Raw genomic sequence first — 13,204 nt, forward strand, 5'->3', positions numbered from 1 at the left:
GCTGTTTCCGCGGGCAAAACGGCGCACCGCTTTTCTGAGAACCACACACCCGGACTGCCGCTGTACGGCATCCGGGTGTGTCTGTTTTTATCCGGCTCAGCAGCCGATGGAGGCGCACTTTTCGGCCAGCCAGACCCGCTCTTCCGCGTTCAGGTGCGGGGCCAGCTTTGCAAACACCTGACGGTGGTAGTCGTTCAGCCATGCAAGCTCGTCTTTGTCCAGCACACCGGGCAGGATGGGCGAGGTGGCAATGGGCACAAAGGTCAGCGGCTCAAAGCCCAGAAAAGTGCCGTACTGGTTATCCGCCTTGTGGATGCACACCAGCTCGTTCTCGATGCGGATGCCCACAAGATCGGTCTCGTAGACGCCGGGCTCATCGGTGACCACCATGCCGGGACGCATCCGGGTGGTGTTGCGGCTGTTCAGGGCATGGGGCCCCTCGTGCACATTGCCCACAAAGCTGACGCTGTGGCCGGTGCCGCAGCGGTAGTTGATGAGGTGGCGCCACAGCGGCTCCCGGGCGATGGTATCGATCATCTTACACTCGCAGTAATCCAGCCAGACAGCCCTGGCAAGGTCGATATGGCTCTGCAGGGTCCATGTGTAGAAGCGCTTTTCGTCCTCGGTCAGCTCCCCCAGCGGATAGGTGCGGGTGATGTCGGTGGTGCCGTCCATGTAGGTGGCACCGCTGTCCACCAGCAGAAAGCCCTTCTTTTCCAGCACAGCGTGATCTTCCGGGGTGGCGTGGTAGTGCATCATGGCCGCATTGCCGCCGTAGGCCGCAATGGTGCCAAAGCTCTCCACAAGGAATTTATCGTCCGCACTGCGGTACTTGTGCAGGATCTCGTCCACGGTCAGCTCGGTCAGGGTCTCACCGGCGGCAAGGCGGCTTTCCAGCTCCATCTGGAACCGCACCATGGCCACAGCGTCCCGGATATGGGCCTCCTTTGTGTGGGCAAGCTCCGTTTCGTTCTTCACGCCCTTCATCAGCAGCAGCGGGTCGGTGCCGTCCTTCACGGTGAGGGCGGCATTCTGTTCCAGCACCTGATACACGGCATAATTGACGGTGGCCGTCTCGGCCAGCACGGTCTGCGGCTCGGTCTCGGCCGCAAGGCAGGGCAGTACGTCATCATACTCCGCCAGCGTGACGCCGTTCGCTTCCAGCTCTGCCCGGGCTTCCGGAGCCACGCGGGCTGTGTTGATGAACAGCACCGCCCGGTCCGGGGTCACGTAGCAGTAGGCCATGGCGTAGGGGGTGCACTCGATGTCCATGGCGCGCAGATTCAGCAGCCATGCCAGATTATCCAGCTTGCCCACGAACTGCGCGGTGCAGCCCAGTTCCCGGAGCCTGCCGCGCAGCTGTTCCAGCTTTTGGGCAGGGGAGAAGCCCGCGTACTCCTCCGGCAGGATCCATGCCGGGGTGTCCGGCAGGGCGGGGCGGCCCTCGGTCCACAGCTCGTCCTCAAGGCGCAGCGTCCGGATGGAAGCGCCTTTTTTCTCCAGTGCCTTTTTCAGGCCGTTCACGAGGGCCGTGCTGGCGGTCAGGCCGCACAGGCCCAGCACCTCCCCCTCGTTCAGGGCGTTGGCACAGTATTCCTCCACGGTGGGCACACCCGGTTCCCCCATGCGCTGCAACTCGATCTCGGTACCGGCAAGCTCTTTTTCTGCCTGCACGAAGTACCGGCCATCGGCCCACAGGGCGCTCCCGGTGCGGGTGACGACAAGGTTGGAGTTCTCGCCGTGGAACCCGGAGAACCAGGTCAGGCTGGTATAGTGGGCGGGCAGGTACTCACTGGCATGGGGGTCCCCCACCGGGATCAGATAAACAGCCACGCCGTTTGCGGTCATGGCGGCACGCAGCGCGGCAAGGCGCTCGGGTACGGTATTCATGCTCATAATGACAGCTTCCTTTTTTCTATGGTCAGACCGCCGGAAAAGCCCCCGGCGGCAGGGAATTTTTCTGTGTCCTATTGTATCATTCCGGGAAAAAGATTGCAATGCAGGGGAGTACGAACCCTCTCCGTCATCGCTGCGCGATGCCACCTCCCCCGAAAGGGGGAGGTTTTACTCCACTTATCGGCAGATGGCAAAAAGCTCCCCCTGAGAGGGTTGGCGTCCTCTCAGCAAAACCGTCAGGTTTTGACTGAGGGAGTTCGTTCTCCTTCAAAATGCCGCCAATTTGCAAAAAAAGTTACAATTTTTTCTTGAAAAAGGCCGTTTTCCCATTGACAGCCTTGTTATAATAGGAATGTAAGATATTTGAGCCAGCACTCTGCGGCTCTTTGCGCTAAAAAGAAAGAGGCAATTGAATCATGACCAAAATCGATATTTTCTCCGGCTTCCTGGGTGCCGGTAAGACTACGCTGATCAAAAAGCTCATCAAAGAGGCCTTTGCCGGCCAGCAGGTCGTTCTGATCGAGAACGAGTTCGGCGAGATCGGCATTGACGGCGGCTTTCTGAAGGAAAGCGGCATCCAGATCAACGAGCTGAACGCCGGCTGCATCTGCTGCTCTCTGGTGGGCGACTTCCGCACCGCCCTGCAGCAGGTGGTGGAGCAGTACCACCCCGACCGCATCGTGATCGAGCCCTCCGGCGTGGGCAAGCTCTCCGACGTGACCCGCGCTGTGGAAGGCGTGGCCGAGCATCTGGATGTGCAGCTGAACAGCTTTGTCACCGTGGCCGACGTGAACAAGGTCAAGATGTATATGAAGAACTTCGGCGAGTTCTACGACGACCAGATCAGCCACGCAAGCTGCATCCTGCTCAGCCGCACCCAGACCGCCAGCGAAGAGAAGATCGCCGCTGCAGTCGCCCTGCTGCGCGAGAAGAACCCCACCGCTACCATCGTGACCACCGCATGGGACGAGCTGACCGGTGAGCAGATCCTGAAGGCCATGTCCACCAAGGACGACTTCAAGGCAGAGCTGATCGCCATGGCTGCAAAGGCCAACGAAGAGCACACCCACGAGGACGAGGAAGAAGAGCATCACCACCATCATCACCACGATGACGAAAACGGTGTGTGCAGCTGCGGCCATCATCACGACCACGATGATGATGACGACGAGGATGAGCACGAGCATCACCACGATCACGATGAAGATGATGACCACGATGAGCACGAGCACCATCATCACGATCATGACGACCATGACCATTGCTGCTGCGGCCACCATCACGACCACGATGATGACGATGACGAGGACGAGCATCATCACGACCATGACGGCCACTGCTGCTGCGGCCATCACCATCATCATGACCACGACGCCGACGAGGTGTTCACCAGCTGGGGCGTTGAGACGGCCCGCAAATTCACCAAGGCAGAAGTGGAGCATGCCCTCACCGAGCTGGATACCGGCAATTACGGCATGATCCTGCGCAGCAAGGGCATCGTGAACGGCGGCGCAGACGGCTGGCTGGAGTTTGACTATGTGCCCGGCGAGTGGGAAGTGCGTGCCCGCGGTGCAGATGTGGGCGGCAAGCTGGTGGTCATCGGCTCCAAGCTGAACGAAAAGGCCATTGCAGAGCTGTTCGGCTGCTGAGCTTAAAGTAAAAAGGAGAAACCATTCCTATGGCAAAAGAAATTCCGGTCTACCTGTTTGTGGGCTTTCTGGAAAGCGGCAAGACCAAATTCATTCAGGAGACCTTTGAAGACCCCAACTTTGACTCTGGCGACAAGACCCTGCTGCTGATCTGCGAAGAGGGCGAAGAAGAGTATAATCCCAAAAAGTTCGCCTTTCCCGGCGTGACCGTCAAGGTGCTGGAGGACAAGGCCGAGCTGAACCCGCAGAACCTGCTCAAGCTGGAAAAGGAATCCGGCGCAGGCCGTGTGGTCATTGAGTACAACGGCATGTGGCTGCTGCAGGATCTGGCCGAGGCTCTGCCCGAGAGCTGGATCGTGTACCAGTGCATCGCCACCGCTGACGGCACCACCGCCCTGACCTACGCCCGCGACAACTCCATGCGCAGCCTGCTGCTGGACAAGATCGCCCGCAGTGAGCTGATCGTGTTCAACCGCGCCGAAGCCGTGAACAATGACGCCGCCCGTCAGGAGCTGCACAAGCTGGTGCGTCAGGCTTCCCGCAAGTGCGACATCGCCTACGAGTTTGCCGACGGCAGCGTGGCCTATGACGACATCCCCGACCCGCTGCCCTTTGACATCAACGCAGATATCATCGACATTCCGGATGACGATTTCGGCATCTGGTACATGGACTGTCAGGACGAGCCCCAGAAGTACACCGGCAAAACGGTCAAATTCCTTGCACAGGTGTGCCAGACCAATCGTGCCGGCAAGAACAGCTTCGTGCCGGGCCGTTTCGCCATGACCTGCTGCGTGCAGGACATCCAGTTCGTGGGCTTCCCCTGCAGCTACGATGGCTACAAGGCGCTGGAGCAGCGCGCATGGGTGCGTGTGACCGCAAAGGTAGGCTACAAGTTCCACAACATCTACCGCGGCAAAGGCCCGGTGCTCACCGCTGTGTCGGTGGAGCCCGCCGAAAAGCCGCTGGAAGATGTAGTAACATTCTCTTGATCTGATCTTTCAAGGAGGTCCCGGCATGAAAACACTGTTCCGTATCCTTGGCACGGCTGCTGCGGTAGCCGTTACCGGTGCTGCCATCGTGGCACTGGACAAGATCCTGAACCAGAAAGACCCCCTCCACGTGGAGGAAGTAGAGTTCCCCGAGGACGCCGAGCTAGACCCCAAGGAGGCCGAAAAGGCTGCCGAGGCTTACGCCGAGGGCGAGGCAAAGGCGGCAGACGAGGCCAACGCAGAGGCCGCTGCCGCCGAAGCCCCGGAAGCGGCTGCCGAACCTGCTGCCCAGCCCGCCGAAGAAGCCGCTGCCCCGGCAGCACCCGCAGAGCACGGCGAGAAGCCGGTGTGCGACCCGGAGGCGCCCAACCCGAACCCGGTGGAAGCAGGCCCCGCCGTGGCACCCAAAGACGCGAGCGGAAAATTCGATCCCACCAAGATCGCCGAAGCCAGTGACTTCGGCGACTGGGAAGAACAGGGCTGCAAAGGCTGAATCTTAAACGTAAAAAGAGGCTGTTGCAAATAGCTTCCTGAAAAAACAATGCACAAAACCCGGAACCTTTTCAGGGCCAAAACGGCTCAAAAAGGGTTCCGGGTTTCTGATTTTGCGCTATTTCTTTGTGCAAATTGCTATCGCATTTTTATTTTGCAGCAGCCCTTTTTTTGTCAGCGCTCGTAGTGGGTCCACAAGCTTAAAATTTTCACCGTCTGTTCCTCTTCGTATACCTGGTACACCAGCCGATGCTGCACATTGATGCGGCGGCTGTATGCGCCGTTCAAATCACCCACTAATTTTTCATATGGCGGTGGATTCTGGAACGGATTCTCCCGCAGCAGATCGATCAGCATTTTTGCTTTTTCGGTCAGATGAGCGGCTTTCAGCTTCGGAACATCTTTTGAGGCCATTTTGGCATAAACGATTTTATACATCACCACTCCACCGCATCTTCAGCTACGCACTCCTCCAACGGTTCTTTCATCGCGTCCATGAGTTTTTCCCGCATTCCGGGTACCGATACCAGATAAAGCGTTTCCATGATGCCGCTGTAGTCTTCTTCGCTCAGCAGAACCGCATTGCCTTCTTTTGTGCTGATGTTCAACGGTTCATTGTATTTGATCGTCTGCTCCACATAGTTGAATGCATTCTTGCGGAAGTTTGTGATATTGGTGGTCGTCATAGTACCGCCCCCTTTATGTACAGTATACTGTACGCTTTTATTTTTGTCAATATCTCACACAGCTGCGTTTATTGTCCTCTTGCCAGCTGCTGCAGCTTTTTCCGGTCCAGCACCTGCACGCCGCCCCGGAACAGCCGCACCCAGCCCTCCTGTGCAAAGTATTTCAGCATCCGGCTCACCACCTCGCGGGCGGAGCCCATATACTTTGCCATCTGGTCGTGGGTCATGCGCACCTCATCACCGCCGGTCTTGGCCAGCTCATCGGTGAGAAAAATGGCAAGCCTGCGGTCTGCGCTCATGAACAGCACCTGCTGCATGGTCCACATGCTGTCGGAAAAACGCTCTGCCGTCATCTGATAGGCGTAGCAGCGCACATGCACGTTCTGCTGCATCAGCCTGCGGAAGATGCCCGCGCTGATGCAGTAGGCTTCGGTGTCCTCTTCGGCGTCGATATACAGGTCGATGTTCACCGAGTCCATGACGCAGGAGGCCGACAGGATGCACACCTCCCCGCCGAACAGGCGGTAAAGGGTCACGTCCCGCCCGTCCTCCGAGAGCAGGTAGGCCCGCAGCTGGCCCGAGCGCAGCAGCAGGATGCCCACACAGCTTTCCAGCGGGCTGTGCACCCTTGCCCCCTTTGCGTAGTGCACCGGCCGGGTGTAGCGGCAGAGCATCTCCTGCTCCTCCGGCGTCAGGTCGTTCCAGAAGGGAAAGCCTTTGGCAAGACAGCCACGGTGGTCGGTCGCTTTTTCCGTCATTCCATTCATCCTTTCCGCAGGGCCTTGGCGGCTTCGGTGCCAGCCTGTGCGCCCTCATACACGGCCTTTGCCACCTGCAGCAGGCCGCCGGTGCAGTCGCCCGCCGCATACAGGCCGAGCACGGTGGTCTGCATCCGCGCATCCACAACGATGCGGTTCCCGTTCACCTCTGCGCCGATTTTTCTGGCCAGTGCGGTGCTGCCCGCCACCCCCAGCGCTACAAATACGCCGCTGACAGGCAGCTGCGCTCCGCCGGACAGCTGCACGCCGGTGACGACGGTTTCGCTCAGAACAGCCTCCACGGCCTGCGGACAGACTGTGACCTCCGGCGGGAAATCCGCCGTCAGCGGTGCGCCGTTGGTCAGCAGGGTGACGCTGCGCACCACCGGCAGCAGAGCCTGCACCTCGTGCAGGGCGTACTCGCCGCTGCCCAGCACCGCCACGTCCTTTCCACGGTAGAAAAAGGCATCGCAGGCGGCGCAATAGCTCACACCGTGCCCCTCCAACCCGGCAAGGCCCGGGATGCGCGGCACCGCCCGGGATGCGCCCGTGGCAAGGATTACAGCATCCGCCGGGTAATTTTTATCCACTGTTTCTACTGTGAGTTTATCTGTATAGGTCAGGCCCACCGCTTCGGCCGTGACGAACTGCACACCCAGACGTCTGGCGTTTTCCATGCTGCGGCGTTCCAGCTCCGCACCGGAAACAGGCTGGGCAAAGCCGTAGTAGTTTTCAATTTTTTCGGCGCGGTCAAGGGCACCGGGGCCTTTGGTGAGCACCGTGGTGTCCGCACCGGCGCGGACAGCGTACAGAGCAGCGGAAATGCCCGCCGGGCCGGAACCGACAATGATGATGCTGGGCATGGGAACCCCCTCCTTCGGATGCATTTTTCTACAGTATACACCTTTTTTTGAAAAATTTCCGTGACCGGGTCGCAAAACATCGTTTTTTCGGACGGTCCTGCTCCGGTTCGCTGTCAGCGGATCGTCCCACGCACAAACGCGCTGTCGTACAGGAATCTTCCTGCGCGGCAGCGCGCTTTTTTCTTTCTTCAGAACACCAGCTGCACCAGCAGCACATAGCACAGCGTACCGCCCGCGACGCTGAGCAGGGTCTCATGCTTCCACTTGTGCAGGCCCACCGTCACCAGCAGGGCGATGGCCTCCGGAATGCCGCGGCTGCCCGCAAAGGGGGTGACGCTTTTCAGGCAGTAGACGATCAGCATTCCAAAAATGGCTGCGGGCAGCACCCGGCCCAGATACCGCACCACCTCCGGCGGCTGCTGATCCTTGGAAGAGAACACCACAAAGGGCAGAAAACGGGTGAGCATGGTGGCGGCTGTGCACACCGCAATGGTCAGGCCCATCTGAACGGCGGTCATGCGCCCACCTCCCCGGTCTCTTCTGCGGGGCCCTCGGCTTTTTCAATGGGCCTGCGCAGGGCCAGCAGCAGGATCAGGATGCATCCCATGGAGGGCAGCAGAAAGCTGCCGGAGCCAAAAAACACCAGACACGCCAATGGGGCGGCAAGGCCGATCAGGGCGCTGTAGTGCTGCCGGTCCTTTTCCCACTGGTTGAGGAAGATCACCGTGAACATGGCGGTCATCACAAAGTCCACACCCTCGGTGCTGAAGGGCAGCACCGAACCCACCACCGCGCCAAGACCGGCGCTGAGCACCCAGTAGCACTGATCCAGCAGGGTGATGAAGAACATGAACCAGCCCCTGTCCACCCCTTCCGGCGGCTCGGCCGAGCAGGTGATGGAAAAAGTCTCGTCGCTCATGGCAAAGATCATATAAAAGCTGCGCAGGCCGTAGCCCTTGTAGCGTTCCAGCATGGCAAGGCCGTAGAACAGATGCCGCGCCTGGATCATCAGCGCCATCAAAAAGGCCGAAAGGGGCGAGAACGCGCTCAGCAGCAGGCTTGCCAGCACAAATTCCAGCGAACCGCCGTAGACCACCGTGCCCATGAGCATGGGCATCCACACCGGCAGGCCCAGCGACTGCACATAAATGCCATAGCCCATCCCCAGCACAAAATAGCCCGCCAGCACCGGGATGGTCTGCGGTGCGGCGGCGTGCAGTGCCCGCCATACGGTGCTCTGCCGCCTTGTCAGTTGTTGTCCGGTTGCATATTCCATTGGTCTTCCCTCAAAAAAAAAACAGCATAGGGCCTTTGACCGCAGCCGCAGTGCTGCCGGCAAAACCCACTTTTTCGATATGTAGATGTATGTATTATTATAGCAGGTTTCACGGCTTTTGCAAGAGTAGCGGCCCCGCTGCCATGGAAACCAGTTTTCCGCATGAAGGCTTCCCTGCCGGCCCTGTTCGGCTCCATGGCGCTGGGTCTGTTCGCCAGCTCGTCCAGCGGCAGCAAGGTGGTCAAGGGCGGCATCAAGGGCGTGCTGCCGGTGCTGGTCATCATGACAGTCCTCTCCCTCGCCGCACGCCTTGCAGGCTACGGCTCCGCGCTGGGCGGCCTTGTGGGCATCTTTATCATCGTGATGCTGCCCATCGGCGTCCTGACCTCCTACGTGCTGTGGAAGAAGGGCAAGATCCAGGTAGTGGATAAAGAGCAGAAGTAACGATACATAAAAACCCTCCCGGCCAGCGACCGGGAGGGTTTTTGCTTATTCTGCGTTCTTTTTGGGCAGATCCAGTTCCGGCATCAGCTCGTCGCTCACGATGGTGAGCATCTCTTCCAGCTTTGCGCAGTCCTCGGGGGAGAAACGTTCGCGGGCGCGCTCCACTACGGTGTGCAGGTAGGAATAGCTGATGTTGTAGTAATCGATATACTTCTGGGTGGGACGCAGGTTGTATTCGCGCCGGTCGGTGGTGGACTGGATCTTTTCCACATAGCCTTTTTTCACCAGACTGCCGATCTTATACGCCGCATTGGGGGTGGAGATCTGCATCATGCGGGAGAACTCCGCAATGGTGGGCTCGCCCATGGCCATGATGCCCTCCATGCAGAAGGATTCCACCGTGGTCAGGGTGGCTTCCCGGGTGGCAAAGCGCTGAAAAATGTTCTGGTAAAAGTGCAGCTTGAATTTGGTATATACGTCCTGAAATGCCTGTTCCAGCATGGGTCGTGCGCCTCCGATGGTTCATTTTCTTTCAGTATACCACATTTTGCACGCAGCGCAAAGGGAAATCACGGAGAAGCCGAACAGCCTTTTCAGGCCTGCTTCGTCTTTTTGGTGCGCAGGCGGATCACGTTCAGCACCGCCAGCTCCACCACAATGGCAACAGCCAGCAGGATCAGCGAGGTAAACAGGCTGCCATTGGCACCCAGAAAAGCCTGTGCAATGCCCGTGATGACATAGCACACTGCCGCGCAGGAAGCCGCCGTAATGGCGTAGGGCAGCTGGGTGGACACATGGTTCACATGGCTGCAGTGGGCACCGGCGGAGGCCATGATGGTGGTGTCCGAGATGGGGGAGCAGTGGTCGCCGCAGACGGCACCGGACAGGCAGGCCGCAATGGAAATGACCAGCATCTCACCCTCCGGGAAGGCATGGCACACGATGGGGATGAGGATGGAGAAGGTACCCCAGGAGGTGCCGGTGGCAAAGGCAAGGAACACTGCCACAAGGAAGATGATGACCGGCAGCATGTACTGCAGGGCAGCGGCGGAGCCGCTCAGCAGGTTTGCAACGTAATATTTTGCGCCCAGCAGGCCGGTCATGCCGGACAGGGTCCATGCGAGGGAGAGGATCAGCATGGGGCTGACCATGGCCTTGAAGCCCTCGGGGATGCAGGCGGCAAAGTCCTGAAAGGTCATCACGTTGCGCACGCGGTAGAACACAAAGGTAAACAGCAGGGCAATGCTGCTGCCCAGCACAAGGCCGGCAGAGGCGTTGCAGTCCGCAAAGGCGGTAACGAAGTCCACGCCCTCAAAGAAGCCGCCGGTGTAGATCATGCCAAAGATGCAGGCCCCGATCAGCACCAGCACCGGGGCGATCAGGTCCGCCACATGGCCGCGGGTGTCGGTGCCGTCGTCCACATCGTTGCCGTAGGGACGGTCCTCGGTGGTGAACAGGTCGCCGTTTTTCGCGTTGTCCTCGTTGAGCTTCATGGAGCCGAAGTCCGTGCCGGTGAAGATGAGGAACAGGCTCATCACAATGGTGAGCAGGGCATAATAGTTATAAGGAATGGTGCGCAGGAACATGGTAAAGCCGTTGATGCCGGAGCCTTCGGGCACGCTGGAAGTGACCGCTGCCGCCCAGCTGGACACGGGTGCAATGATGCAAACCGGGGCCGCAGTGGCGTCGATCAGGTAGGCCAGCTTTGCGCGGGACACCTTCTGCCGGTCGGTGACCGGGCGCATGACAGAGCCCACGGTCAGGCAGTTGAAGTAGTCGTCCACGAAGATCATCACACCCAGCAGCAGGGTGGAAAACTGCGCACCGGCCCGGGAGTGGATGTGGGTGGAGGCCCAGCGGCCAAAGGCGGCAGAGCCGCCGGCCTTGTTCATCAGGGCCACCAGGATGCCCAGCATCACCAGAAAGATCAGGATGCCCACATTGCTGCTGTCCGAGAGCTTGGCGACCATGCCGCCGTCTTCGTTGAAGAACAGGGTGTTGATGGCCAGCTCCAGATTGCCGTTGGCGTACAGCAGTGCACCGGACGCGATGCCCACCAGCAGGGAGGTGTACACCTCCTTGGTGTTCAGCGCCAGCACAATGGCGATCACCGGCGGCAGCAGCGAAAAGATGGTGCTGTACACCGCACAGGTATAGGTGGACGGGTCCGCGATCTTGCCGGGCGTTGCCGCTGTGCACCACAGCAGCAGGGCAAACACCAGCAGAGCTGCGAACCATGAAAGGTTCTTGTTTTTCATAACGGATTCCTCTTTTTTCAAATTTCCGGGGATGCATACCCCTCTTTGCGCAGGAAAAACTATCCCCATCGAATGCAAAGGGAGGGGTGCGCCGCGCCGGATTATAAAGCGATGTATTTTGAGCTGTTCCGGGCCAGCGTGCAGGCCGCACAGCTTTTGCAGGCCGCGCAGCAGCAGGCCGAAAAGCAGCTGCTGGAAGCAGACCTGCCGCCGATCCGATTGGATGAGAAGGAGGACGAGAAGTAAGCCGGCTCCTTCCGTCACGGCGTTGCCGTGCCAGCTTCCTCAGCGATGACGGAAGGAGTTTTACCCCTTCTTCGCCTCTGCCTTGGCGGCGAACTTTGCGTCGTTCACCACAAAGCGCTCGTGGGTACCGCCGCCCACGGGGCCTTTTTCGTCGTGCAGGGCCACCTTGAAGGTGAGCTTGCGGCCTTCCACCGCCACCAGCTCGCTCTCGCAGGTCACGGTCATGCCCACGGGGGTGGGTGCGGTGTGCTCCAGCTCGAGCTTGGTGCCCACCGAGCCATTGCCTTCGCCCAGCGCGTCGGCCACGCTCATCCAGCAGGTCTTTTCAGCCAGCGCCACCAGTGCCGGGGTGGCAAACACCTCCAGCGTGCCGCTGCCCATGGTCTTTGCGGTATTGGCTGCGGTGACGAGCACGCTCTGTTCCCCGCGGATACCGGTTTCCAATGTCATATACTTTCCTCTCCTTTTGCGCGCCGTATGGCGCATTTTATTTTTGAACACCTTTATAAGATACCACATTTTGCACCAGAACGCACCCTGTTTTGCGCTTTTTTGTAAATTTCTCTTTTTCTTTTTGCGCAAACGGGCTGCCATGGCCTCTCCCTTTTGGGGGGAGGTGGTACCGAAGGTGACGGAAATAGCGAGGACGCTGACCATGTGGCGTCCTCTTTTTTTGTTTTCATCGTCGCTCCAATCTGCACCCTTTTTGCGATTCAAAAACGCAAATTTCCTGCGTTTTAAGGCAAATTTCATCAATTCAGCGCAGATGTCCAAAATCTTTGAAAAAAGCCTTGACAAGGGGCATTCCGCGTGCTACTATGAACACATGAACAGACGTTCATATGAATCTGCTGCGAAAGGAGCTGTCAACATGCCTGAGACAAAAGACCCCGCGCCCGCCCTGCAGCCGGAAGGCCCGGATATGCCGGACGACGAGGTGCTGTACGAGCTGGCCGACCTGTTCCGGGTGTTCGGCGACTCCACCCGCATCAAGATCCTGTATGCACTGCATGACAACGAGCTGTGCGTACAGGACATTGCAAATGCGGTGGCGCTGAGCCAGTCGGCGGTGAGCCATCAGCTGCGGGTGCTCAAGGATTCCAAGCTCGTGCGGTTCCGGCGCGAGGGCAAAACCGTATACTACGCACTGGACGATGACCATGTGCGCAGCATCCTCTCCATGGGGATGGATCATATCGAAGAGTGATTCCAAGAAAGGCTGGTATTGACGATGAAGAAGAGCTACAAGATCGAAGTGGACTGCGCAAACTGCGCACAGAAGATGGAGGACGCTGCCAACAAGGTCGCAGGCGTGGCAAGTGCGACCGTCAGCTTCATGACCCAGAAGATGAAGGTGGAGTTTGCCGAGGGTGCAGACCCCCACGACACCATGGTGAACGTTCTGGCCGCCTGCAAGAAGGTGGAGGACGACTGCGAGATCTTTGACATCTAAGTGCATTTTCTCCCTTCAAAATGCCCCGCTCCCCTTCGGGGGAGTTTTTTATAGGGAATGTTTTTCGTGTTGAAAAAACAGACTGTTTTCAACAGTTTCCACCCGGTTTTCAACATCTTTTGCGGAAAACTTGCAAAAGAAACGTGAAAAAGTGCTTTTCCGGCAGAAAAACTGCGTGGAAAACCCGGGTA

General features: G+C 58.7%; 17 protein-coding genes. 7 read left to right on the forward strand and 10 right to left on the reverse strand.

Annotated elements, in window-relative coordinates:
- Positions 1–96 precede the first annotated feature (96 nt).
- Positions 97–1,896, reverse strand: coding sequence for an aminopeptidase P family N-terminal domain-containing protein (locus ACNSPV_RS05380; RefSeq protein ID WP_348584291.1), 1,800 nt, complete (start codon positions 1,894–1,896; stop codon positions 97–99).
- A 416-nt stretch (positions 1,897–2,312) separates the two neighbouring features.
- Between ACNSPV_RS05380 and ACNSPV_RS05385 the strand changes: the two genes are divergently transcribed.
- From ACNSPV_RS05385 to ACNSPV_RS05395, 3 genes are read left to right on the forward strand one after another with little or no spacing between them, the layout of a single operon-like run.
- Complete coding sequence (locus ACNSPV_RS05385) at positions 2,313–3,545, forward strand: CobW family GTP-binding protein (RefSeq protein ID WP_348584290.1); 1,233 nt, start codon at positions 2,313–2,315, stop codon at positions 3,543–3,545.
- Between the two features lie 29 nt (positions 3,546–3,574).
- The gene (locus tag ACNSPV_RS05390; RefSeq protein WP_249237757.1) at positions 3,575–4,537 is read left to right on the forward strand and encodes an outer membrane insertion C- signal; all 963 of its coding nucleotides are present in this window, start codon (positions 3,575–3,577) and stop codon (positions 4,535–4,537) included.
- Positions 4,538–4,562: 25 nt separating this feature from the next.
- The gene (locus tag ACNSPV_RS05395; RefSeq protein ID WP_348584289.1) at positions 4,563–5,030 is read left to right on the forward strand and encodes a hypothetical protein; all 468 of its coding nucleotides are present in this window, start codon (positions 4,563–4,565) and stop codon (positions 5,028–5,030) included.
- Between the two features lie 173 nt (positions 5,031–5,203).
- Here the strand turns inward: ACNSPV_RS05395 and ACNSPV_RS05400 are convergent, their stop codons facing one another.
- From ACNSPV_RS05400 to ACNSPV_RS05425, 6 genes are all read right to left on the reverse strand, one after another.
- Complete coding sequence (locus tag ACNSPV_RS05400) at positions 5,204–5,467, reverse strand: Txe/YoeB family addiction module toxin (RefSeq protein WP_154260093.1); 264 nt, start codon at positions 5,465–5,467, stop codon at positions 5,204–5,206.
- The gene (locus tag ACNSPV_RS05405) at positions 5,467–5,715 is read right to left on the reverse strand and encodes a type II toxin-antitoxin system Phd/YefM family antitoxin (RefSeq protein ID WP_154260095.1); all 249 of its coding nucleotides are present in this window, start codon (positions 5,713–5,715) and stop codon (positions 5,467–5,469) included. The genes ACNSPV_RS05400 and ACNSPV_RS05405 overlap by 1 nt, the downstream gene beginning before the upstream one ends.
- 68 nt (positions 5,716–5,783) lie before the next feature.
- Positions 5,784–6,473 (reverse strand): Crp/Fnr family transcriptional regulator, encoded by a 690-nt coding sequence (locus ACNSPV_RS05410; RefSeq protein WP_348584288.1) that lies wholly within the window; start codon positions 6,471–6,473, stop codon positions 5,784–5,786.
- Positions 6,474–6,478: 5 nt separating this feature from the next.
- Positions 6,479–7,336 (reverse strand): NAD(P)/FAD-dependent oxidoreductase, encoded by an 858-nt coding sequence (locus tag ACNSPV_RS05415; protein ID WP_348584287.1) that lies wholly within the window; start codon positions 7,334–7,336, stop codon positions 6,479–6,481.
- Between the two features lie 188 nt (positions 7,337–7,524).
- The gene (locus tag ACNSPV_RS05420; RefSeq protein ID WP_005943786.1) at positions 7,525–7,854 is read right to left on the reverse strand and encodes a branched-chain amino acid transporter permease; all 330 of its coding nucleotides are present in this window, start codon (positions 7,852–7,854) and stop codon (positions 7,525–7,527) included.
- Positions 7,851–8,612 carry an AzlC family ABC transporter permease gene (locus tag ACNSPV_RS05425; protein ID WP_348584285.1) on the reverse strand — a complete coding sequence of 254 codons (762 nt, stop codon included), beginning with the start codon at positions 8,610–8,612 and terminating at the stop codon, positions 7,851–7,853. Before ACNSPV_RS05425 ends, ACNSPV_RS05420 begins: the two co-directional genes overlap by 4 nt.
- A 162-nt stretch (positions 8,613–8,774) precedes the next feature.
- On the opposite strand from ACNSPV_RS05425, the gene ACNSPV_RS05430 reads away from it, so the two are divergent.
- Complete coding sequence (locus ACNSPV_RS05430; protein WP_348584283.1) at positions 8,775–9,056, forward strand: hypothetical protein; 282 nt, start codon at positions 8,775–8,777, stop codon at positions 9,054–9,056.
- Between the two features lie 45 nt (positions 9,057–9,101).
- Here ACNSPV_RS05430 and ACNSPV_RS05435 read toward each other — a convergent pair whose 3' ends face one another.
- Both ACNSPV_RS05435 and ACNSPV_RS05440 read right to left on the reverse strand, forming a co-directional pair.
- Positions 9,102–9,557, reverse strand: a complete 456-nt coding sequence (locus ACNSPV_RS05435; RefSeq protein WP_097800683.1) for a MarR family winged helix-turn-helix transcriptional regulator — start codon at positions 9,555–9,557, stop codon at positions 9,102–9,104.
- Positions 9,558–9,649: 92 nt separating this feature from the next.
- A complete protein-coding gene (locus tag ACNSPV_RS05440; protein WP_348584281.1) occupies positions 9,650–11,314 on the reverse strand; it encodes a Na+/H+ antiporter NhaC family protein in 1,665 nt (554 codons plus the stop codon).
- 111 nt (positions 11,315–11,425) lie between these two features.
- Here ACNSPV_RS05440 and ACNSPV_RS05445 point away from each other — a divergent pair, with 111 nt between their 5' ends.
- Positions 11,426–11,560 carry a hypothetical protein gene (locus ACNSPV_RS05445; protein WP_256469114.1) on the forward strand — a complete coding sequence of 45 codons (135 nt, stop codon included), beginning with the start codon at positions 11,426–11,428 and terminating at the stop codon, positions 11,558–11,560.
- 60 nt (positions 11,561–11,620) lie between these two features.
- On the opposite strand, the gene ACNSPV_RS05450 is transcribed toward ACNSPV_RS05445, so the two are convergent.
- The gene (locus tag ACNSPV_RS05450; RefSeq protein WP_044953511.1) at positions 11,621–12,010 is read right to left on the reverse strand and encodes a thioesterase family protein; all 390 of its coding nucleotides are present in this window, start codon (positions 12,008–12,010) and stop codon (positions 11,621–11,623) included.
- Positions 12,011–12,431: 421 nt separating this feature from the next.
- Here ACNSPV_RS05450 and ACNSPV_RS05455 point away from each other — a divergent pair, with 421 nt between their 5' ends.
- Both ACNSPV_RS05455 and ACNSPV_RS05460 read left to right on the forward strand, forming a co-directional pair.
- Positions 12,432–12,767, forward strand: a complete 336-nt coding sequence (locus ACNSPV_RS05455; protein ID WP_249237749.1) for an ArsR/SmtB family transcription factor — start codon at positions 12,432–12,434, stop codon at positions 12,765–12,767.
- Positions 12,768–12,791: 24 nt separating this feature from the next.
- Complete coding sequence (locus ACNSPV_RS05460) at positions 12,792–13,013, forward strand: cation transporter (protein ID WP_249238732.1); 222 nt, start codon at positions 12,792–12,794, stop codon at positions 13,011–13,013.
- Positions 13,014–13,204: the final 191 nt, after the last annotated feature.

Source organism: Faecalibacterium sp. 3 (assembly GCF_048323735.1).
Taxonomy (GTDB): domain Bacteria; phylum Bacillota; class Clostridia; order Oscillospirales; family Ruminococcaceae; genus Faecalibacterium; species Faecalibacterium wellingii.

What these genes read in the sequence shown, in the direction of transcription:
- ACNSPV_RS05430 (WP_348584283.1), top strand. Translation starts at nt 8,775, where the DNA reads ATGAAGGCTTCCCTGCCGGCCCTGTTCGGCTCCATGGCGCTGGGTCTG.
- ACNSPV_RS05385 (WP_348584290.1), top strand. Translation starts at nt 2,313, where the DNA reads ATGACCAAAATCGATATTTTCTCCGGCTTCCTGGGTGCCGGTAAGACT.
- ACNSPV_RS05400 (WP_154260093.1), bottom strand. Translation starts at nt 5,467, where the DNA reads ATGTATAAAATCGTTTATGCCAAAATGGCCTCAAAAGATGTTCCGAAG.
- ACNSPV_RS05445 (WP_256469114.1), top strand. Translation starts at nt 11,426, where the DNA reads ATGTATTTTGAGCTGTTCCGGGCCAGCGTGCAGGCCGCACAGCTTTTG.
- ACNSPV_RS05405 (WP_154260095.1), bottom strand. Translation starts at nt 5,715, where the DNA reads ATGACGACCACCAATATCACAAACTTCCGCAAGAATGCATTCAACTAT.
- ACNSPV_RS05390 (WP_249237757.1), top strand. Translation starts at nt 3,575, where the DNA reads ATGGCAAAAGAAATTCCGGTCTACCTGTTTGTGGGCTTTCTGGAAAGC.
- ACNSPV_RS05425 (WP_348584285.1), bottom strand. Translation starts at nt 8,612, where the DNA reads ATGGAATATGCAACCGGACAACAACTGACAAGGCGGCAGAGCACCGTA.
- ACNSPV_RS05395 (WP_348584289.1), top strand. Translation starts at nt 4,563, where the DNA reads ATGAAAACACTGTTCCGTATCCTTGGCACGGCTGCTGCGGTAGCCGTT.
- ACNSPV_RS05410 (WP_348584288.1), bottom strand. Translation starts at nt 6,473, where the DNA reads ATGACGGAAAAAGCGACCGACCACCGTGGCTGTCTTGCCAAAGGCTTT.
- ACNSPV_RS05435 (WP_097800683.1), bottom strand. Translation starts at nt 9,557, where the DNA reads ATGCTGGAACAGGCATTTCAGGACGTATATACCAAATTCAAGCTGCAC.
- ACNSPV_RS05380 (WP_348584291.1), bottom strand. Translation starts at nt 1,896, where the DNA reads ATGAGCATGAATACCGTACCCGAGCGCCTTGCCGCGCTGCGTGCCGCC.
- ACNSPV_RS05415 (WP_348584287.1), bottom strand. Translation starts at nt 7,336, where the DNA reads ATGCCCAGCATCATCATTGTCGGTTCCGGCCCGGCGGGCATTTCCGCT.
- ACNSPV_RS05420 (WP_005943786.1), bottom strand. Translation starts at nt 7,854, where the DNA reads ATGACCGCCGTTCAGATGGGCCTGACCATTGCGGTGTGCACAGCCGCC.
- ACNSPV_RS05440 (WP_348584281.1), bottom strand. Translation starts at nt 11,314, where the DNA reads ATGAAAAACAAGAACCTTTCATGGTTCGCAGCTCTGCTGGTGTTTGCC.
- ACNSPV_RS05460 (WP_249238732.1), top strand. Translation starts at nt 12,792, where the DNA reads ATGAAGAAGAGCTACAAGATCGAAGTGGACTGCGCAAACTGCGCACAG.
- ACNSPV_RS05450 (WP_044953511.1), bottom strand. Translation starts at nt 12,010, where the DNA reads ATGACATTGGAAACCGGTATCCGCGGGGAACAGAGCGTGCTCGTCACC.
- ACNSPV_RS05455 (WP_249237749.1), top strand. Translation starts at nt 12,432, where the DNA reads ATGCCTGAGACAAAAGACCCCGCGCCCGCCCTGCAGCCGGAAGGCCCG.